Below are 19,458 nucleotides of genomic sequence, written 5' to 3' on the forward strand. Positions count from 1 at the left end.
GTTTTATGTCGGTTTTTTACTTGATGTATATAGTTCAATGTATAATGATTACTTCAATAGAAACCCTACTGGAAAAGGGTCAGTAGGATCTAATACAAATGTTTGCATACCTGTAATAAATCCTCTGCTTGTGAACGTAAATGTGTACCCATTCTCTATCTTATTCGTTTCTTTCAGTGTTAAAAAACTATTAAAAATACTCTCATTTATAAATGGTCTTTCCCTGCATACATCTTTTTTAGAACGATAACTCAAATAGGAAACCATTGTCGATTCAAACCCAGGTGAACGAACGATATATTCGTTATCCTGAAAGGTAATTGTTTTTATACGATTCTCTTTTATTTGGGCGGCGTCTACTAAAACTACTCTTTTTATCGAAAGATTGGATGGAAGAACTTCAAGCACCGCTTTTCCCCATCTCCTTAATTCAGAAATGTTTTCTATACGAATCTCTTTGAAAAATTCGTCCTTTTCAAACACAGCATATAATTGATCAGCTTGCATAAGAGAATACTGTATATTTCCGAATGCAGTACTCAATTGCAGGTTTTCTTCAACTACATAACATGGCTTACTTTCTAGTGAGACAGAAACTACTTCACTCTTTTCCATATTCGCAGTAACTGAAAATATGCCGCGAAGCGTTTCAATTTTATATTGATTGGACTCTCGTTTCTTTAACTGACCACTTTCTAGTAAAGTTGTTACCACAGCAACGATACCGCCATAATGAAAAGGAATGCTTCCCTCATGATCGAAAAATAATACGGCCGCATCCACTTCTTTATGGATTGATGGAACGACAACACATCCTTTTAGACCTGCAAATCCACGTGGCTCATTTAACAAAAGCTGAATCTCATCTATCCATCCACAAGAAATTTGTTCATGTAAGTGGTCCAAACTCTGATAATACATAAATGGGACATCTTTAATGACACGGAACGCTTCACCGGCTACGTGTACATCTATTGCTGAATACATCTGTTGAATATTCATTTTGCGTCCTCCGTTTCATGTTCCATCGGCGGAATAAGCAGAAAGCCTTCTTTCAGCGAGTCTTCTTCGTGGTAAATGAATCTGTGCATCCCCATGAGCCAAGCTGAACCTGTAATTTTTGTGACTACAGCCTCTATGTTCTCTACATATGTTGTCTCTAATACACATCCTTTAAATAATGATCCAACAATACTTTCATGAATAAATTCTTCCTGAATCGAAATTTTTTTGTTTGCATATAACACAGCTAATTTTGCCGATGTACCAGTACCACATGGAGAACGATCGATTCCTCCAGGGGGAACAACTACTGTATTTTTCACACTTGCTTTTTCATGAGTAGGATCCGTATAAAACTCAATATGAGTTAATCCTTTTATAAATGGATATTGCGGGTGAATAACCTCAAATTTTTCATTAATCGTATTTCTTATATGAATTGCTGTTTCGATTATTTGAGAAGCATTTTCTGGTATTAAATCTAATCCAACTGATTTTGCATCTATAATGGCGTAAAAGTTCCCGCCATATGCAATATCAGCATCTATACATCCAATTCCCTCAACATTCACACAAACACTCTTTAACAAGAACGCTGGAATGTTACAAAAAGATACTTCTTTTGCCTTTCCATTTTCAACAGAAATATCCACTTCAACCAGTCCCGCTGGTGTATCTAATTTTAATGACGTTACTGGCTCATAGACAGGGATTAAACCGGATTCAACTAAAGCAGTGCATACCCCGATCGTATCATGCCCGCACATTGGCAAATAGCCACCTGTCTCTATGTATATAACACCTATATCCGCTTCTGGATGGCATGGATCTGTTAACAACGCTCCAGACATCACATCGTGTCCACGCGGTTCGTTCATTAAAAATTGGCGTATCCAGTCATACTCTGTTTTCATATGAAGCATTTTTTCCGCCATTGTTGTTCCTACCAGCTTTGGCAGACCGCTGATTAACGTTCTTGTTGGATTCCCTCCTGTATGCGTATCAATTGTTGTAAAAACTCTTTGTGACCTCATCCGTTTAGCACCCTTTCTGTAAAACGATTAAAACGAAGTGGTTCAATAGGGATTGATGTTTCCTTTTCATTGATGAATTCTTCGACAATTTTCCCTGTAACTGCTGCGAGACTAATTCCATCGCCCTCATGACCTGCTGCAATATAATAATTCGGAAGGTGATCCACTCGTGAAATAATTGGTAAATGATCTTCTGTCCACGGGCGTAGTCCTGCATAGGAACGAATCACCATCATATCTGCCATTTTCGGGTAAAAGCGAATGGCACGATTCGCGATACATTTGATGACTTCATTATTTATTTTTGTATGGAATCCAACGAATTCTCTACTGCTTCCAATTAAAAAATTTTGGCTTTCCGTTGGCTCAAAAACAAGAGCTACTCCGTACTTTTCAGTCAATGAGTCAACCCTACGTTTCCCTCCAAATTTAGAAATTAAATAGCCGAATTCCATCACTTTTCGGGCCCCTACATGTTGCTGCCTTGAGGCAACGATAATATGCCCCTTTCTCGGCTTAATTGGTATAGAAAGATCCAACATCTCTCCAATTTTAGGTGCCCATACTCCAGCGGCATTGACAACGTGATCTGCCGTGAATGTTCCATTTGTTGTTTCTACAAAAAATGAACCATTTGTTTCTTTCTTCATTCTTTTTACTTCTGTCTGTTTGAAAGCCTTCGTTCCTAATTTTTTTGCCTCTTCAAGAAGTGAAAAAGCAAGAAAATATGGATTTACAGTGGAATCAGTTGCGCATTCTAGCCCACCTAACAAGTCATCAGCAAAAAATGGTGACTCTTCTCTTATATCTTGCCGATCAAGCATCCGAAATGGTAACCCTGCTTCTTTTTGACGATTCACCCATTTTTGCGCAGCCTCCATCTCCTCCTCTGACTCACAGACAAGAATGCTTCCTGGTGCTCGATATTCAAAAGGATGCTCTAATTCTTTACTCAGTTCCGTTACTAAATTTTGACTAAACAACGACATTTGACTATCAAAACCTGGGTCTTTATCAATGGCTAAAATATTGCCGTCACATCGTGAAGATGTACCGCTTATAAATTCTCCCTTTTCAATGATCGTTACGTCCCTTCCATATTTTGAAGCATAATAAGCAATAGAACAGCCAATAATTCCACCGCCAATTATTAAAACGTCACAATGCCTCATAACGTATACCTCCTTTCTTTAAAATCGCTCATTTTCTATTTATGCAATTGATATGCCAACTAAAATAAACCTTTTCATCGTAAGAAATACTGTATATTCCCGTTGACGTTACAATAAAAAAACGGGTATTAAGATTTGTTTTCTAATCAAGTGTAAAAAAATTTTGAATAATAAATAAATAGGTGTATTATATTTTTAGCAGTGTTAATAAATTTTTACATTCTAGGAGGACGTTATGACATTTTCATTGCCTTCAATAAAAGAAGCGGTACAACATTTTCTCACGGATACAACGTTTGGTACGAATCACATGGAAGAAAAAAATAACGAGTTTTATTACCATGGACTTCCTTGCCAAGTCGTACATGAACAAGATTCATTCTCTACCTTAATTGAAGCATTTTCTAATCATGCGGCAGTTGTTATTCTCAATACAAATCAAAATCCTGTATGCTGCATAACCGCTGCACAAATGATTCACTTTCTCCAAAATGCCTATAAACAATTACAAGCGTTTTATGAAACTGTCATTCAAACAACGGATTCTTCAGTCACTGTCATTGATGATCGTGAACGTGTTTGTACATGGACAGAAGGCGCTGAAAAAATCTTTTCAGTTAAGCATCAAGATATAATTGGACAACCTATTACTCATTTTTTTGATTATAAAAATCTAGAAATCTTGCAATCACTACATGAAGGCAAAAGTATTGTAGCCAAATACCATCAACCTCGTTCGGATTTATTTGTTTTAATTAATTCAAATCCTGTTTATTGTGATGATCAAATTATTGGTGCAGTCGTTTCTGAAACAGATGTCACAAACCAAGTTGTGTTGAATGAAAAGTTATTTAATATGTCTAGTGAAGTACACCGTTTAGAACAAGAAGTAGCAAAATATAAAGATGCATCCGATCCCTTTCAATCCATGAAAGGAAAAAGCTCTGTTATACAAAGAACGATTCATTTGGCTAGAAAAGTTTGTTCTGTAAAATCAACGGTTTTAATATTAGGTGAAAGTGGTGTTGGGAAAGAAATATTTGCGAAAGCAATTCACGAAGCAAGTGAAAAAGAAAATGCTCCCTTCATTTCCATTAACTGCGGTGCAATACCAGAAGCTTTATTTGAAAGTGAATTATTCGGGTATGAACGAGGCGCTTTTTCAGGCGCAAACAGTAAAGGAAAAAAAGGAAAGATAGAACTTGCTAAAGGCGGTACTTTATTTCTTGATGAAATCGGTGAAATGCCGCTCGATATGCAAGTGAAACTTCTTCGTGTATTACAAGAGCGAAAGTATTATCGCGTCGGTGGGGAAAAAGAAATTAACATTGATTTTCGTATTATTGCAGCTACAAATCGTAATTTACAAGAATTAATGGCACAAGGAAAATTTCGTGAGGATTTATATTATCGGTTAAATGTAGTTAGTCTGAACATTCCACCATTAAGGGAAAGACGAGAGGATATTATCGAATTAACATATTCTTTTTTAAACGATTTTTCAATCAATTATAAGCGGCCAATTTATGAACTACCTCCAGAAGTTATGCATGAACTCCTTCACCACAATTGGCCGGGGAATATTCGCGAGTTACGCAATGTCATAGAAAGGCTTGTTGTATTCGCAACAGATGGTGTAATCAAGCAAGAATATTTACCTTTTCATACAAACAGTGCTTCTCAAGAACTAACATCCCATTCGTCATTAGGTGGTAACAACACTATTTTGACCTTACAAGAAGAAATGGAACAACATGAGAAAAAAATACTCGAAAGAGCTTTGAGAATTTTGAATGGGAATAAACTAGAATGCGCGAAGCAACTTGGTGTTACAAGGGCTACCCTATATAATCGCTTAAAACGACTCGGCTTACATTAAGTTCTCTCCCTTCTCTATATTGGCATACTTTTTGCATTATATTTTTGTAAACCGAACTAGAGGAGGAATACAAATGTCTAACAAAGAGAACTTCATTGTTTGTCGTTGCGAAGAAGTTACATACGGGCAACTTCAATCTACAATTACTGAATATAATTGCTCGGCACGGGAATTAAAGCTAAGAACAAGAGCGGGAATGGGTTTTTGCGGAGGACGTACATGTAGAGTAGTAATAGACCGAATGATAGAAAGTGCCAATCCTGGAACATCACCTCATGAGATTCCATTAAAATATCAACCACCAATACGGGCGGTAACTTTTGGAACAGTAGGTGAAAATCAATGACTAGAATTTTACATCATCCTATTCTAGGTGATTTAGACAATCAAAAACGCACTTCTTTCCAATTTGATGGAAAGAAATATGAAGCATATGAAAATGAAACCATCGCTGCTGCACTTTTAGCAAATGAAATAAGAACTTTGCGTATTCACGAAGATAGTGGCACACCTAGAGGGATTTATTGTAACATCGGACATTGCTCAGAATGCCGCGTAACAGTTAATCATCAAACAAATGTAAGAGCATGCTTAACAGTAGTAGAAAAAGATATGATTGTTGAAAGTAGCAAACAACATCCGAATATTATAAGAAAGATGGTTGAAAAGCGATGATTGATGTAATTGTAATTGGTGCGGGACCAGCAGGATTAGCAGGAGCAATCGCTTGTGCTAATTCCGGCCTCAAAGTAATTGTTGTTGATGAATTTATAAAGCCTGGTGGCCGATTATTAGGGCAACTCCATCAAGAACCTACTGGCGAATGGTGGAACGGAATAAAAGAATCAGAACGCCTTCATCAAGAAGCAAAAGCACTTTCTGTTGATATTCGGTGTGGTGTATCCGTATATAATTTAGAAAAAGCTGAAGACCTTTGGTATGTACATACAAACATAGGTACGATAGAAGCTCCTTTTATATTACTAGCTACCGGGGCAGCTGAATACCCTATCCCACTTCCTGGATGGACTTTGCCCGGTGTCATGTCAATTGGTGCAGCTCAAGTTATGACGAATGTTCACAGAGTTCAAGTTGGCAAAAAAGGGATTATTATCGGCGCTAATATTTTATCATTTGCGATTTTAAACGAACTGCAATTAGCAGGCATTACTGTTGATCATATTGTACTCCCTGAAAAAAGTGATCTTAGTCAAAAAGCTGGTGAACCTGAGGAAGTTTTAAAATCACTATTGAACGCAGCTCACCTCGCTCCGTCAGCCCTACTTCGCATTGGAAGCCGCTTCATGAAAAAGGATTGGTTTAGAAAAATCGGTTTGAACTTTTATCCAAATAACGGCATAAAAGTAAACGGCACACCTCTCCATCTTCGTAAAGCGGCGCTTGACATTATCGGAACAGATAAGGTAGAAGGTGTTCGTGTGACCAGTATTGATGCGAAAGGTGACATTATTGTAGGATCAGAAGAAGTATATGAAGCAGATTTTGTTTGTATAGCAGGCGGCTTATATCCCCTGGCGGAGCTCGCCGCTATTGCAGGCTGTCCATTCCAGTACATCCCTGAACTTGGCGGACATGTGCCTCTCCATTCAGAGGCAATGGAAACCCCTCTTGCTGGATTATTTGTAGCTGGAAATATTACTGGAATTGAAAGCGGAAAAATTGCTATGGCACAAGGAACTGTGGCTGGGCTTTCAATTACTAAACATGCTTGTGCAAAATCAAATTCAGTCGACCAACAATTACAACAAGCAATTCAAAATGTTCACGCCGTCCGCCAGCAAGCTGTCATTCAGTTTAATCCAAACATTGCTGCTGGTAGACGGAAAATGAATGAAATTTGGCGTAATTATCCTTCACATGATGTTAAACAAATTATATAGTTTATTGAAAATAAAGAGTGCCTAGCTTAGCTGGGCACCTTAATGAAAAGAACAGTATGTACTTCACGCTTCTTCTTACTCGTTATACATTTTTTGAGTAATGACTACTTGTATTACTCATACCTGGATTTTTAGATAAAAATAAGCCTATACCAAATAAAATTTTTACAGCACCATCAGCTACCGCAATATATATAAATGGTGTTTCTGCTTGAATAAAACCAAACAATGCAATGATTACTAATGGAATTGAAAGATATATCATGCTCTTCCCATGTACGAGTGCAAATGGAATAAAATGAATACCTGTCGCAAGTAAAGCTCCTAGCCAAATCATACGATAGTCGTACGTTTCAAAGTATCTCCCTGAAATTAAACCCATAAGTACAAATAAAAGAACAATAGATAAGTTCGACACTTTAGATTGAAATTTAGACATAGGGCCAAAAGAATATTTTTTCCTTACAGATTTGCTACCTAAAATAAATTTAAAACCGACAAAATAGCCGACCAAAAAAACTATAGGGTGAATAAAATATTTTCCGCCTACAACGGCTGCTGCAATGATAGTAATTCCTACCCATATTAACCATATGCCACAAATGCGTTTATTTAAAAACTGTAATGCCTCTCCCTCCTCATACCCTAATTTCTTCGCTAACTTTTGTAACACTTTCATCATTCCTTTTATAAATTATCTTATAATTCATATCAATCTAATTATACGATTATAACAGTGCCCCTGCTAGTTTAATTTAACAAAATTATACAAACAACAAATCACCTCTTAAATTCCCGACTTAACTCCATTACAAAATGCACATACTAAAAAGAGCTGCTGAGATTACTCTCAGCAGCTCTTTTTTACTATTCATCCGAGTTATTAAAATTCGCTAGCGCGATAATACCTTCTTCATCATCTAATTCAAGCTGTAATCTTGCAGCGAATGGATTGACATTGTACTCTGTATCAAGCCATACGCGGAGTGCTTCAATTAAGTTTGCTTGAATTAAAATTTGCCTGCGACCATTAACTTCTACTTCAGCAGAAAAACCATAGTCATCATCATACATCAGCTCAACTAAAACTGCTTCTGGACCAACTTGTCGCTTTTCAGCAATGTATACACACAGTGCGTTTATAAGCTCTTGCTCGGAAATTTTTATCTTCTCCATGCTGCTTCTTCCGCCTGTTTCTTACGTTGGTTTTTGAAATATTTAAATGCTCGAACCGCTAACATTACGATACCAGCCATTACTAACATATTTACCATAAACGCTAATATAGAACCAAGTGCTCCCATATTTGAGAATAAGCTTCCCATCAATAGACCACCAAGACCACCTAGTAATAAACCTTTCATAAAGCTTCCTTTATTACTTTTTGGTGCTGTATTTGTCGCTTTTGTTTTTTTGTCTGGAGTTGTTTTTTGTGCATTTACATTAGAATCTTTTTTGTTTAAATCCACTTTTGACTTTTGTCCTGAACTTGGTGTATATGATTTTTGACCAGATTTGTAACTTTTCGCTGCTGCATGATCTACGAAAACAAAGCTGCTAGCCCCAAAAACAACCATAAATGCAGTCATTACTGTAACCAGTTTTTTTAACATAGTGTACCAATTCTCCTTTTACTATAGATATATGTGAAATCTATCTTTCTTTAAAGCAAGAATGATAGATTCATTTTAAAGCTAAATAAAAAGTTCTTATGAACCTATTATATGAACTTTTTCAAAAATAAGCAAGTGTTATTTGTTCGTGACAATTTCACAACAAAGGAAAAATTAAACAAAATAGAATTGACTTTACACAAAACAAAACATATTATATGGTCATAAGAACTTTTATAATTTTTGGAGGTGAAAAGATGGAAACATTTCATCTCACACGAAACGAAATGGCAACGCTCCTTCTTTCTCTAAGAGGATGGAATACAAAAAAGCCTCTTAGTATTTTACAAGAAGCTTGGGCAAAGTCTCATAAAAAAGATATTGAAAGCGGACAAAGTGTTACAGCTTTTATAACAACCGCACTCTCACCTATCTTTGAAAAACTGATAAAAATTGAAGACACAGATATTGGCTTTTCTTTAAATGAAATTGTTGCGCTTGGTAATCAAATTGAAAATACCAGTTTCTCTGTAACTGCTATGCAAAACTGGGTAAAACGAGATATAAAAGAAATGATTGGTTCTCCGCAAAAAGGAAAGAAATATTCGATTGAACAAGCGGCTTTACTATTCATCGTTGAAGATTTAAAAACAGCACTTGATTTTGAATCTATTCGTAAGTTGTTAAGGCTCATTGTAAATGACCCGGCAGATCGTAGTGACGATTTAATTAATCCTGTCCATCTATACGTCGCTTATTCTTCTTTATTTGAAGAGGTGAATCAGGGAGATTGTTTACAACTAAACGCGACTCATACCATCCATACGATTGAAAATATTGTAAAAGAAAAAGCAGATAAAATCGCAAGTCAGTTTGATCAAGTCAATAACGAGCAACGCGAGGCTATTCGTAACGCCATTATTATCGCAACACTTTCTGTACATACCGCATATGTACAAATGTTAGCAAAGCGTTATGTCTCCGCAACACTATTTTTACAAAATTTAGATGTGAAGCCATAAAAAAGAGGAGCGCAATGCGCTTCTCTTTTTTTGAACTTTTGTATTATAAATCATACATATACTCTCTCCGCGGTAAATGAACTACTTTTTGCACATACTTTGCAGTCTATAGTATCAAAATAACGGTTTCTATTTATACAAATACGTGTCTCTCTTTATAGATCGCAAAATCTCCTTTTATCTCTCTTCTCCCCGAGAAAAAGATATAATTGCGCTAATTCCGCTATTTCAACCATTTTCAAAATAGCATCTAATATTACTTCATCAATTAAGCAAAGAAAATCTCCCACTGTTCATTCTTCTCTTCTTTAAAAGAAGTTTTGTAATACTAGGGCTATAATTTTTTTCTTTTATCTTCTAAAAAATAGCTCACTTACAAGATGAGAAAATTCTAATATACTTTTCATTCTATCTTCATTAAGCTTTCAGACCACTTTAATTTCTGCGCTTTACTATAAGTAATACAAACACAAGGGAGATGATGAAGCTAAAATAAACTTTCAAATTTGTACGTTATGAGCGTTATGCGAATCTCATTTTTTCCAGTTATGAAAGAAACACAAATATATGGCAGGAGGTGAGAATATGAAGAAACAAAAAAAGAAGCGTACAAAATTCCGCTGGCTTATATGGATAAGTGTTATTTCTATCTCCTTGGCAATATTCCTAGGAACTCTTGGATTGCACATGGAAAGATGGCATCATGAAAAACGTGAGGCCTTTGCCGTGGAACATAGTGGACAAGCTTCTTACTCTAAAGACGAAAGACATCATATCAAACAAGAGAATTTCGAAAACGGGAAGCCTGTTCAACATTATGAAAAACATCATGAAAAGCATCATGAAGAAAAATTTGATGGGATTTTCCTTATCCTTTTCACAATTGAGTTAAGCTCCATTCTTTTAGGATGGTTTATTCTCAAAAAAGCAAAAGGCCAAATGATAAGAAAGTGGATTGGTATCCTTCTTATTATCATTGGTGTATTACCACTTCTTCCCCTTTTCGCTGTCGTGGTATTTCCAATTTGGCTGTATAAAAAAAGAAAACAAAACTCGCTACAATCTACAACTGACTATACAATGGACAGCTATTTAGTCCTATCAAATAATAAAGCGGATATTCTTGATCAATGGGAAAAACAAATTCGTAAGGAGGAGAAATAAAAATGAGTATTTTTAAAAGAATTAAAAACATTGTAATCGCTGATGTGCATGAAACTTTAAATAAACTAGAAAATCCGGTAAGTATGTTAAAACAATACATACGAGAAACGGAGCAACAAGTGGAAAAAGCACAACAAGCTTTATCTCAGCAGCTATTCTTAGAAAAAAAATATGAATCGCTTATTACAGAAACAGAGGCTGTTATTGCAAAAAGAGCTCGTCAGGCTGAGCTTGCGGTGTCCCGCAATGAAGATGATATGGCACAATTGGCACTTCAAGAAAAAATTGTGCATGAGAAAAAGCTAGAAATGTATCAAGAACAGTACAATGTAGTAAAACAACAAACTTCAATCTTATATGAACAAATTGATACACTACAAAAAGAATACCAAGAATTACAATATAAAGAACTCGTGCTTGTTTCTAGATTACATGTCGCACGTACAATGAAAGAAAACAATAAAGTCATTGCATCTTTTCATACAGAAAATGCCGCAAAAGGTTTCGCAAGAGTAGAAAGTTATATTCAAAAAGTAGAAGCTGAGGCCTCTGCAAGTAACTACTTTAATCAAATAAAGCCTATTTCTTATACACACGATACGGAAATTGAGCTAAAAGAAGCAGTACAAAAAGAATTAGAAAAATTAAAAGTACAGAAGTAAAAACTATTCGCTCGTTTCATTTTTTGAGACGAGCGAAAAATTTTTTTACAATCATAAAATGAATCTTTTAAAATAGATAAAAAATAAACATTCAATATATAAAGAATAGGTGTTTTTTCAAAAATTCACCCCCATTCTTTTATAATTTCTCGTATACTTAACATGTAAGGAATATTTTTTCTCTTACTCCTAAAAAATCTCATATATAGAAGGTGCAACATGTTAGAAAGTTTTATTCATTCTGTATTACAATTTTTAGAAGGACTAGGTTACTGGGGCATTATGTTCGGGCTCATGATCGAGATTATCCCAAGTGAAATTGTTCTTGCTTATGCAGGATATTTAGTATCCACAGGAAGCATCTCATTTATAGGAGCTGTTGTATTTGGTACAATTGGTGGTGTTATTGCGCAAATCTTTATTTATTGGATTGGTCGATACGGTGGACGTCCTGTATTAGAGCGTTATGGTAAATACATTTTCATTCATAAAAAACAAATCGATGCTGCAGAAGCATGGTTTAATCGTTATGGAACTGGTGTTATTTTCACAGCACGTTTCATTCCTGTTGTTCGTCATGCCATTTCAATCCCTGCCGGAATTACAAAGATGTCATTTATACGATTCGTTAGCCTTACAGGACTTGCGATTATCCCATGGTCCATTATTTTTATCTATTTAGGTGAAAAACTAGGAGAAAATTGGGGTAATATCAATGATGTTGCTGGACCATATGTCAAATCATTTGCCATTGGTGGAATTATCCTTATTACTTTATACTTCGCTTTAAAAATATGGTTAAAGAAGCGAAAAAAACGTGCTTAAATTTAAAAATTATATATCTCAAATACTTTCGCTACAAGCTCATATTCAATTAAGAACTTGTAGCGTTTTTATTTTACATTGCTATTGAGATGAATTCGTATATTCATAATATGATAATTGACGTCCGTCATAATCCACATCTTTTATGTACTTAAATCCAACCTTTTCTAACACATTCTTCGATTTCTCATTCACAAGTTTAATTCTTGCGACTACTTTTTTGACTTTTAAATCCTGAAAAGCATATTGAATCGATGCATGGACAGCTTCTGTAGCATATCCATTTCCCCAACACTTCGGATCAAGAAGATACATAATTTCCACATCTTCTGTTCCATCCATATACCTTAAACCACAATGCCCTATCATTTCTCCCGTTATATGATTAAATAGGAACCATACACCAAAGCCATTCTTTTCCCAATGTGATATAAACTGTCCAACATATTGTTCTGTTTCTTTCCGTGACATGCCCCTAGATACTGCAAGCCATTTACCAACTTCATTGTTTTTCACTATTTCATAGAATTCATCAATATCTTCTATGCTCGGTTTTCTCATAAAAATTCTTTTCGTATGAATTATATTCCCTTTCACCTCTATAGACATATCATTTTCCCCTTTAGTCAAAATTTCATCTTACATCCTAGTAAATTATACCATATAATCCTTTTCTCTCTCTTTGTATCCACGACTATAAAATGATATATTTTTATACGCAAAAAACAGACTATCATACAAACGAAGTCTGTTTTTGCGTACCGTATTTTATTTTTGTATATCTACCCATTTCAAACTTGTCGCTGGACCAAATTGGTGCACATATAGATCTTTCACATACGGCTTTTGTAAATATGATAATCCATGTTGGAACACCGGTGCAATCACCGCATCATCAAGCAGTATTTTTTCCGCCTCATGCATTGCCTTCCAGCGTGCCTGTTCATCGTTTCCTAGTTCCGTTTTTACCTTTTTAATTAAAGTATCATATTCTGGATTTGCATAACCTGTATTATTCACACCACTTTCTGAAACGAAAACTTCTAAGTATGTCATTGGATCTGGATAATCCGGCAACCAACGAGATAACGACATTTCATATTCTTTCTTTTTCTCTAATGCTAGTTTTTGCGAATGAGGCTGCAATTTTATTTTTATCGTTAATCCTGGCAGACTCTTCTCTAATTGTTCTTTAATATACTCTCCTACTTTTTTAAAGTTTTCTAAATCATAGTTTAACAGTTCTAATGTAACTTCATTTACTCCTGTCTCTTGTTTTGCTTTTTCCCAATATTCTTTCGCTTGTTTTACATTCGTTTTATTAAACTCCGCTCCAGTTTCTCTAAAGTCTTTCTTGTCTGGCCCTTTTAAAAATCCATTTGGCACATAGTAATTGGCAGGTACTGATCCATCATTTAAAAATGAAGTTGCAAGTCCCTTTTTATCAAACGCCATACTAAGCGCAAGGCGGGCATTTTTATTTTTAAGAATCGGTACATTTTCGTTAAAGCGGAAGAAATACATGACAGGATCTGTATATTGTTTTAATTCTTTATCGTTCTTGTATTTATCAACAAACTCTGTTGAAATCACAGCGCGGTCAATTTTATCTGTCTGATATAAATTTACAGCAGTAGAAATTTCTTTTACAATTTGATAATTTACTTCATCTAATTTCACTTCTTTTTTATCCCAATATTGATCGTTTTTCTTCATTGTAAAACTCGCTTCATGCTTCCATTCTGATAATGTAAATGGTCCATTATACACAGTTTTATTTGCTTCTAAACCATATTTATCCCCTTGTTCTTTTGCATATTTTTCATTAATTGGGTAAAAAGATGGTAAACAAAGTAATTTAGTGAAATATGGTACAGGATGTTCTAATTCCACAACAAATGTTTTATCATCTTGTGCTTTCACTCCTAATTCTTCTAGTCCCATTTGCTTCTTATTGATCTTCTCTGCATTTTTCACATCATACATAATATAAGCATATTGGGAAGCTGTATCTGGATTAATAAGTTGCTTCCAAGCATATACAAAATCATGAGCTGTCACTGGATCTCCATTAGACCATTTTGCATCACGCAAATGAAATGTATATGTTTTCCCATCTGTACTAACCTCATGCTTTTGTGCAGCTCCAGCAATCACTTCATCATTTTTTGATAATCTGAACAGCCCCTCCATCACATTATTTAACACGTTAAACGAAACAGCATCTGTTACTTTTACTGAATTTAATGACGGAATTTCACCAGTTTCTGTTAACTGTAATACTTTCTTCTCTTCTTTCGGTTTTGTAGTTGTTTTTTCTTTTCCACAACCAACTAAAAAGGAAGAAACAAGTAGAGTACTAACCAATGAAAAACGAATGACCTTTTTCATTTAAAAACCCCCTATCTTTTCAATTAAGGCAAATAGCGACGAGCGCCAGCATATTCTTCTATATATCCCGGCGTGTCTACTGGAATGATCTCAACAGCTCTTTCTGCTTTTGGAGAATGAATCATTTTCCCATCCCCAATATACATACCTACGTGATGAACACTTCCTTTCCCCTGATTATGAGCAAAGAAAATTAAATCACCTTTTTGTAAGTTTTCTTTATCAACCGCAATACCAGCTTTTGATTGTGGACCTGAATCACGAGGGATTGTAATACCATGTGATTTATAAATTGTATGTGTAAATCCAGAACAATCGAATCCAAAGCCACTTGTGCCAGCCCATATATATGCTAATCCTAAAAATTGCTTTCCAGTGTTCACTAAGTCATCACCTGTTGGAACTGGTATTTCATTTTGCGCAGCATAAACAGTACCATCTTTTTTCCGCAACCATGCCTTTTGGCCATTTGGTAGTAATACACGATACGAAATCGCATCTTCACTTAGAAGTGGTAAGCGTGTATTATAGCTCACTTCTAAAGACTTATTTTGATCAGAAGGATTTATATATAAAATAGCTGTTGGTTTTGTAATCAACACGAATGGTTGATTCTTTTTATCGGCAAATTCTTGCGTGTACGTTAATTGTTTTGCAGGCATCCATCCAGGATACCCCTCATCATTTCTCGGCGTCGGTTGCCCATGCACCACTACTTTCACCCATTCACCTTGTTCCTCAACAACCGTTACTTCTTGACCTAGTAAAGCTTGCGTTTCTAGTTTATTTGTATTTGTTAACCAAAGTTTTTCATCAAGCGTCATTGATTTGGTCCATTTCCATAGATCAACAGGGTTTGTTGCACTTGGTGCATCAATTGGACGAAGTAAATTTGGTCCAGTCCACAGCGTTGCAGCCGCAACGTCTATAAATGCTATATTCTCTTTTTTCTCTTCGGCATTTACTACTGATAAAGATGAAAAAATGAATAGTGTCGTTAAAAATACAGCCCCCATTTTTTTCATAAGCACCCTCCTTAAAAGATAGTTTGCTAAATGAATACATTCATTAAAAATAGTAAGCCCTCTAAGATTTTATATTCATTGCATGATGCAGGGTTACCTTTGGTCCGCTATAAGTAATTCCACTTGGTTCTTCCATTAACCATAATGGAGCATCAAGATCAAAATAGTGAATGTTCGGATGGGCAGCAGCTAAATGCGCAATAGCTGTAACGGAAAGCGATGACTCCATCATGCTGCCAACCATACACTTCACACCAGCAGCTTCAGCAATATCAGCAATTTTCCACGCTTCTCGTATGCCACCGCATTTCATTAATTTAATATTTAATAAATCAGCATACTGACCTTGAACGAGCTTTAATGCATCCTGCGATGAAAACACACTTTCATCCGCCATAATTGGTGTCTGTACATGATCTTTTACATACTTTAATCCCTCCCAATCTTTGGCATGAACGGGTTGCTCTACAAATTCAATATTTAAGTTTCTATTCTCCATTTCTCGAATAATCGCAACAGCTTCTTTTGGTCCCCATCCTTGATTAGCATCTAATCGTAACGTAGTATCCTTTGGAACAATATTTCTAATTGCCTCAATCCGCTCTAAATCTAAATTTGCAGATTTACCAACTTTTATTTTCAATATGCGAAACCCTTTTTCCACGTGATTTTTTGCTTCTTTTGCCATTAATAAAGGCTCGTCAACACTTACTGTAATGTCTGTTTGAATCTCTTTCTTTCCGCCTAATAACGCATACAATGGTATGTGATAAAACTGACAATACACATCATATAAGGCCATATCTACTGCTGCCTTCGCACTCGTATTCCCTACACAACTCCTTTGAATGTGTAACAACAATGTCTGAAGTTGCAGTATGTCTTTCCCGATTAATACAGAACGAATTGGTCCCAAAATTGCTTCTTCAATCCCACCAGCAAAGTCTCCTGTAATAACTGGAGTCGCAGTCGCGGCTCCTTTCCCTACAATACCTTCATCTGTATGGATAAAAACATCAATACTTTCAATGTCAGTTACAGTGCGCAACGCCGTTTTAAACGGTGTATGGAGTTTAATATAACGACGCTTCACTATTAAATTGGTAATTTTCATTTCATTCATCCTTTCTCTGTCCAATAAAAAAATCCAGCCATAAGAATGAATCTTACGGCTGGATTTTGTCTATGAATGTGTAGACAAAGCAGCGATTTGATTATATTTTTTTTGCGCATCTTTTAATGCTACAAGCAATGCTTTTTGAGATGATCCAAAATAACGATTTTTAATTTCTGCTACTAATTGCGGATCATTTATATTTTTATGTAGAAATAAATGCTTTACGAATTGAGCTGTTAATGAAATGGTCGCTGAACAATCCGCATCCATAATTTTCCCTGTATCCTTTTCAATAACGAATGCTACAAAATAACTTTTAAATTTTTCTGTAATTGGATTATTTTGAGGTGCTTTCGCATCCCCTACGATATAAATCGTATTAGAAGCGTACACATATATCTTCCTTTCTTATACGAGGATAACGGTTTTCTTAACAGTCGTATGAGCTGAGGACTCATCGTTTATTAAAAAATGTATCCGCTTACTGTAAGTATATATAATTAACAGAATTTTAACAATATTTATTTTGATATATATAACTAAATAACCAATCTCTGAAAATATATAATCCGCATGACTTACACACCCTGCACTTGAACTTCATGCAGCTATATACACAATTTCATGATTGATTTTTAACCTTGCCGCATCATGTATAATAATAAAGCGATGCCGCTTTCACCAGTCTTTAAAAGAGATGAAATATGTATTAATTCGTATAGATTCAGTGCTTCAAACTTCACTTTTTCTATAACACATGAAAGAATCACTAACTTGATAAAAATAGCTGATGGATGCAAAAATCGCTCATTGTAACGATATGTAATTGCCCCTTGTATCATGACACTTACATTCCCGTTGATACTTTTCATTCATTTTTCTATCCCATATATAAAGTCTGCTTTTTTCAGATAGCTCCCTTAAAAAAATTATATTACCTACAAACGTTCAGTTATGATATGCCTGTTTTCGAAAAGCATTTGGTCCAAAAAAGCAGTTAGCTATTCGCTAACTGCTTTCATTTCAACATTTCATATTTATTTAGGTAGGACAAATATAGTTTCATTCGGCTTAGAAAATTGATACTCTTTCCTCGCAAGCTTTAAAATTTCTTCTTCATTGTCCGTTAAATTTTCAACTTCACTCTTTAAATACCGTGAATCTTTTCGTAATGATAGCAATTGCTTTTGCTGATTTTTAATCGTATCTCGCTTTGTTTGAATTATTTCTTCTTGTTTAGTAAGGATATAGTGAACATAAAAAGTTGCCGAAAAAATAAAAATAAAAGCTAAAATAAACCGCCTTATTTTCTTCTTATTTATAACTCGATATTCATTAGGCTGCGATTGATGTTGCGGCATATTAGGAACATTTACTTTCTTGAGTTTCCCCATGTTTTAAATCCCCCTAACCCATTTTATCTCACTGCCTCTCCTATGGCTCTTACTAACTTAAATTCTCTTTTTCTAAAGTAGGCTCCTCTATAAAAAAATCTCATAAATTAACCAATTAGAGATAGCTTTCGACGACATCTCTACATTTCAGATTAAAATTTTATTTTTTGTGCTGTAAAATCGTACTTTATGCTGTTCCCTCCTCTAAATGTCCAATCACGCCTAGTACAATCTTCTCCACACATTACTCCTCCAATTGAATAGTTTAGTATAAATTGCTTATAAGGGAGGGAAATATATGCATTATCGCACATTAGGAAAAACAGGTATAACCGTTTCTGAAATTGGATTTGGCGCCTGGGCAATTGGCGGTGACGAATGGGGACCTGTAAATGATGAACATTCTATTACTGCAATGAGAAAGGCATTAGAATGCGGAGTGAATTTTATTGATACCGCTGATGTATATGGTTTAGGGCATAGTGAAAAATTAGTCGCACAAGCAATAAAAGAGCATCGAAATGATATTATCCTTTCTACAAAGGGCGGATTAATTGGTCATCACTATGATCCCGATGGAAAACCTGTCTATGATACAGCCGAAAAAGTAATCGCAGTCTTTGAAACTAGCTTACTTCGCCTGCAAACAGATTATATCGATGTTTACTTTTGTCATATTTGGTGGGACAAAAAAGAAGAAACAGAAGCGTTCCTTCGCGCATTTGAAATATTAAAACGAGATGGAAAAGCAAGAGCTGTCGGTGTTTCTACACATGATTTACAATATATAAAAAACTTTAATAGAAACGATGAAATTGATGTTGTACAGCTCGACTATAATATACTAAATCGAAAGCCAGAAGAAGATATATTACCTTATTTACAAGAAAAAAATTTAGGAGCTGTCATACGTGGTCCATTAAAAATGGGAATATTAACAGGGAAGTTCACAAAGCAAACAACATTCCCTGATGGTGATTTACGTCAAGAATGGCCGAGAGAAATATGGTTTCAGGAGGATTTACAAAAGGTAGAGAAACTAAGATTCCTTTCTAGCGAAAACCGCAGTCTAGGGCAACTCGCACTTCGCTATGTGCTCTCACATCCAGCAGTATCTATTGCAATTCCTGGTGCCAAAACAGAAATACAAGCGAAAGAAAATGCAGCCGCCTCTATTCGCCCGCTCCTATCGGATGAAGAATTAACATATATAACAAAACTTTAAAACAAAACCAGCAGTTGTAAAAACTCACTGCT

General features: G+C 35.4%; 22 protein-coding genes. 9 read left to right on the plus strand and 13 right to left on the minus strand.

All coding sequences use genetic code 11. The annotated features are described in order from the left end of the window. Window positions 1-48: 48 nt before the first annotated feature. The 3 genes from V7183_RS08160 to V7183_RS08170 are packed head-to-tail and all read right to left on the minus strand — an operon-like array spanning window position 49 to window position 3,208. Entirely contained in the window at window positions 49-1,002 is a 954-nt protein-coding gene (locus tag V7183_RS08160; RefSeq protein ID WP_335359172.1) for a proline racemase family protein, read from the minus strand. Beyond that, a complete protein-coding gene (locus V7183_RS08165) occupies window positions 999-2,036 on the minus strand; it encodes a proline racemase family protein (RefSeq protein WP_335359173.1) in 1,038 nt (345 codons plus the stop codon). The genes V7183_RS08160 and V7183_RS08165 overlap by 4 nt, the downstream gene beginning before the upstream one ends. Beyond that, window positions 2,033-3,208 carry an NAD(P)/FAD-dependent oxidoreductase gene (locus tag V7183_RS08170; RefSeq protein ID WP_335359174.1) on the minus strand — a complete coding sequence of 392 codons (1,176 nt, stop codon included), beginning with the start codon at window positions 3,206-3,208 and terminating at the stop codon, window positions 2,033-2,035. The genes V7183_RS08165 and V7183_RS08170 overlap by 4 nt, the downstream gene beginning before the upstream one ends. Before the next feature lie 235 nt (window positions 3,209-3,443). Here V7183_RS08170 and V7183_RS08175 point away from each other — a divergent pair, with 235 nt between their 5' ends. The 4 genes from V7183_RS08175 to V7183_RS08190 all read left to right on the plus strand — a co-directional run bounded on the left by V7183_RS08175 (window position 3,444) and on the right by V7183_RS08190 (window position 6,988). Further along, a complete protein-coding gene (locus tag V7183_RS08175) occupies window positions 3,444-5,087 on the plus strand; it encodes a sigma-54 interaction domain-containing protein (RefSeq protein ID WP_097898270.1) in 1,644 nt (547 codons plus the stop codon). Between the two features lie 73 nt (window positions 5,088-5,160). Continuing rightward, entirely contained in the window at window positions 5,161-5,433 is a 273-nt protein-coding gene (locus V7183_RS08180; protein ID WP_097898269.1) for a (2Fe-2S)-binding protein, read from the plus strand. Then, window positions 5,430-5,762 (plus strand): (2Fe-2S)-binding protein, encoded by a 333-nt coding sequence (locus V7183_RS08185; RefSeq protein WP_335359175.1) that lies wholly within the window; start codon window positions 5,430-5,432, stop codon window positions 5,760-5,762. The genes V7183_RS08180 and V7183_RS08185 overlap by 4 nt, the downstream gene beginning before the upstream one ends. Beyond that, entirely contained in the window at window positions 5,759-6,988 is a 1,230-nt protein-coding gene (locus tag V7183_RS08190) for an NAD(P)/FAD-dependent oxidoreductase (protein WP_335359176.1), read from the plus strand. Before V7183_RS08185 ends, V7183_RS08190 begins: the two co-directional genes overlap by 4 nt. 82 nt (window positions 6,989-7,070) lie before the next feature. Here V7183_RS08190 and V7183_RS08195 read toward each other — a convergent pair whose 3' ends face one another. The 3 genes from V7183_RS08195 to V7183_RS08205 all read right to left on the minus strand — a co-directional run bounded on the left by V7183_RS08195 (window position 7,071) and on the right by V7183_RS08205 (window position 8,601). Beyond that, window positions 7,071-7,661: a DUF6609 family protein gene (locus V7183_RS08195; RefSeq protein ID WP_335359177.1), complete on the minus strand. Its 591-nt coding sequence runs from the start codon at window positions 7,659-7,661 to the stop codon at window positions 7,071-7,073. A 194-nt stretch (window positions 7,662-7,855) separates the two neighbouring features. Continuing rightward, a complete protein-coding gene (locus tag V7183_RS08200) occupies window positions 7,856-8,164 on the minus strand; it encodes a YxcD family protein (RefSeq protein WP_335359178.1) in 309 nt (102 codons plus the stop codon). Continuing rightward, window positions 8,152-8,601, minus strand: a complete 450-nt coding sequence (locus V7183_RS08205) for a hypothetical protein (protein ID WP_097898264.1) — start codon at window positions 8,599-8,601, stop codon at window positions 8,152-8,154. Before V7183_RS08205 ends, V7183_RS08200 begins: the two co-directional genes overlap by 13 nt. Window positions 8,602-8,858: 257 nt before the next feature. Here V7183_RS08205 and V7183_RS08210 point away from each other — a divergent pair, with 257 nt between their 5' ends. The 4 genes from V7183_RS08210 to V7183_RS08225 all read left to right on the plus strand — a co-directional run bounded on the left by V7183_RS08210 (window position 8,859) and on the right by V7183_RS08225 (window position 12,274). Then, on the plus strand, window positions 8,859-9,623 hold the full coding sequence (locus V7183_RS08210; protein WP_097898263.1) for a DUF1836 domain-containing protein: 765 nt from the start codon (window positions 8,859-8,861) through the stop codon (window positions 9,621-9,623). A gap of 585 nt (window positions 9,624-10,208) precedes the next feature. After that, entirely contained in the window at window positions 10,209-10,787 is a 579-nt protein-coding gene (locus V7183_RS08215; protein ID WP_230322464.1) for a hypothetical protein, read from the plus strand. Window positions 10,788-10,789: 2 nt separating this feature from the next. Continuing rightward, window positions 10,790-11,449, plus strand: a complete 660-nt coding sequence (locus V7183_RS08220; RefSeq protein WP_335359179.1) for a PspA/IM30 family protein — start codon at window positions 10,790-10,792, stop codon at window positions 11,447-11,449. A gap of 219 nt (window positions 11,450-11,668) precedes the next feature. Next, window positions 11,669-12,274, plus strand: a complete 606-nt coding sequence (locus V7183_RS08225) for a DedA family protein (RefSeq protein ID WP_335359180.1) — start codon at window positions 11,669-11,671, stop codon at window positions 12,272-12,274. Between the two features lie 81 nt (window positions 12,275-12,355). On the opposite strand, the gene V7183_RS08230 is transcribed toward V7183_RS08225, so the two are convergent. The 7 genes from V7183_RS08230 to V7183_RS08260 form a co-directional block, all read right to left on the minus strand. Continuing rightward, window positions 12,356-12,883, minus strand: coding sequence for a GNAT family N-acetyltransferase (locus V7183_RS08230; RefSeq protein WP_335359181.1), 528 nt, complete (start codon window positions 12,881-12,883; stop codon window positions 12,356-12,358). A 159-nt stretch (window positions 12,884-13,042) separates the two neighbouring features. After that, the gene (locus tag V7183_RS08235) at window positions 13,043-14,665 is read right to left on the minus strand and encodes a peptide ABC transporter substrate-binding protein (protein WP_335359182.1); all 1,623 of its coding nucleotides are present in this window, start codon (window positions 14,663-14,665) and stop codon (window positions 13,043-13,045) included. A 23-nt stretch (window positions 14,666-14,688) separates the two neighbouring features. Beyond that, window positions 14,689-15,690, minus strand: coding sequence for a C40 family peptidase (locus tag V7183_RS08240; RefSeq protein WP_097898257.1), 1,002 nt, complete (start codon window positions 15,688-15,690; stop codon window positions 14,689-14,691). A 61-nt stretch (window positions 15,691-15,751) separates the two neighbouring features. Next, window positions 15,752-16,804 (minus strand): dipeptide epimerase, encoded by a 1,053-nt coding sequence (locus tag V7183_RS08245; RefSeq protein WP_335359183.1) that lies wholly within the window; start codon window positions 16,802-16,804, stop codon window positions 15,752-15,754. A 69-nt stretch (window positions 16,805-16,873) separates the two neighbouring features. After that, on the minus strand, window positions 16,874-17,200 hold the full coding sequence (locus V7183_RS08250; RefSeq protein ID WP_097898255.1) for a DUF3870 domain-containing protein: 327 nt from the start codon (window positions 17,198-17,200) through the stop codon (window positions 16,874-16,876). 242 nt (window positions 17,201-17,442) lie between these two features. Beyond that, the gene (locus V7183_RS08255; protein ID WP_335359184.1) at window positions 17,443-17,679 is read right to left on the minus strand and encodes a hypothetical protein; all 237 of its coding nucleotides are present in this window, start codon (window positions 17,677-17,679) and stop codon (window positions 17,443-17,445) included. Window positions 17,680-17,844: 165 nt separating this feature from the next. Further along, complete coding sequence (locus tag V7183_RS08260) at window positions 17,845-18,201, minus strand: FtsB family cell division protein (RefSeq protein ID WP_335359185.1); 357 nt, start codon at window positions 18,199-18,201, stop codon at window positions 17,845-17,847. 298 nt (window positions 18,202-18,499) lie between these two features. Here V7183_RS08260 and V7183_RS08265 point away from each other — a divergent pair, with 298 nt between their 5' ends. Then, entirely contained in the window at window positions 18,500-19,426 is a 927-nt protein-coding gene (locus V7183_RS08265) for an aldo/keto reductase (protein WP_335359186.1), read from the plus strand. The last annotated feature ends 32 nt before the right edge of the window (window positions 19,427-19,458 follow it).

The organism is Bacillus sp. JJ1127 (assembly GCF_036965845.1).
Classification (GTDB): domain Bacteria; phylum Bacillota; class Bacilli; order Bacillales; family Bacillaceae_G; genus Bacillus_A.

Bases quoted from the DNA above. Each gene is read 5' to 3' on its own strand.
- V7183_RS08160 (WP_335359172.1), bottom strand. From the start codon at position 1,002: ATGAATATTCAACAGATGTATTCAGCAATAGATGTACACGTAGCCGGT.
- V7183_RS08165 (WP_335359173.1), bottom strand. From the start codon at position 2,036: ATGAGGTCACAAAGAGTTTTTACAACAATTGATACGCATACAGGAGGG.
- V7183_RS08170 (WP_335359174.1), bottom strand. From the start codon at position 3,208: ATGAGGCATTGTGACGTTTTAATAATTGGCGGTGGAATTATTGGCTGT.
- V7183_RS08175 (WP_097898270.1), top strand. From the start codon at position 3,444: ATGACATTTTCATTGCCTTCAATAAAAGAAGCGGTACAACATTTTCTC.
- V7183_RS08180 (WP_097898269.1), top strand. From the start codon at position 5,161: ATGTCTAACAAAGAGAACTTCATTGTTTGTCGTTGCGAAGAAGTTACA.
- V7183_RS08185 (WP_335359175.1), top strand. From the start codon at position 5,430: ATGACTAGAATTTTACATCATCCTATTCTAGGTGATTTAGACAATCAA.
- V7183_RS08190 (WP_335359176.1), top strand. From the start codon at position 5,759: ATGATTGATGTAATTGTAATTGGTGCGGGACCAGCAGGATTAGCAGGA.
- V7183_RS08200 (WP_335359178.1), bottom strand. From the start codon at position 8,164: ATGGAGAAGATAAAAATTTCCGAGCAAGAGCTTATAAACGCACTGTGT.
- V7183_RS08205 (WP_097898264.1), bottom strand. From the start codon at position 8,601: ATGTTAAAAAAACTGGTTACAGTAATGACTGCATTTATGGTTGTTTTT.
- V7183_RS08210 (WP_097898263.1), top strand. From the start codon at position 8,859: ATGGAAACATTTCATCTCACACGAAACGAAATGGCAACGCTCCTTCTT.
- V7183_RS08215 (WP_230322464.1), top strand. From the start codon at position 10,209: ATGAAGAAACAAAAAAAGAAGCGTACAAAATTCCGCTGGCTTATATGG.
- V7183_RS08220 (WP_335359179.1), top strand. From the start codon at position 10,790: ATGAGTATTTTTAAAAGAATTAAAAACATTGTAATCGCTGATGTGCAT.
- V7183_RS08225 (WP_335359180.1), top strand. From the start codon at position 11,669: ATGTTAGAAAGTTTTATTCATTCTGTATTACAATTTTTAGAAGGACTA.
- V7183_RS08230 (WP_335359181.1), bottom strand. From the start codon at position 12,883: ATGTCTATAGAGGTGAAAGGGAATATAATTCATACGAAAAGAATTTTT.
- V7183_RS08235 (WP_335359182.1), bottom strand. From the start codon at position 14,665: ATGAAAAAGGTCATTCGTTTTTCATTGGTTAGTACTCTACTTGTTTCT.
- V7183_RS08240 (WP_097898257.1), bottom strand. From the start codon at position 15,690: ATGAAAAAAATGGGGGCTGTATTTTTAACGACACTATTCATTTTTTCA.
- V7183_RS08245 (WP_335359183.1), bottom strand. From the start codon at position 16,804: ATGAAAATTACCAATTTAATAGTGAAGCGTCGTTATATTAAACTCCAT.
- V7183_RS08255 (WP_335359184.1), bottom strand. From the start codon at position 17,679: ATGAAAAGTATCAACGGGAATGTAAGTGTCATGATACAAGGGGCAATT.
- V7183_RS08260 (WP_335359185.1), bottom strand. From the start codon at position 18,201: ATGGGGAAACTCAAGAAAGTAAATGTTCCTAATATGCCGCAACATCAA.
- V7183_RS08265 (WP_335359186.1), top strand. From the start codon at position 18,500: ATGCATTATCGCACATTAGGAAAAACAGGTATAACCGTTTCTGAAATT.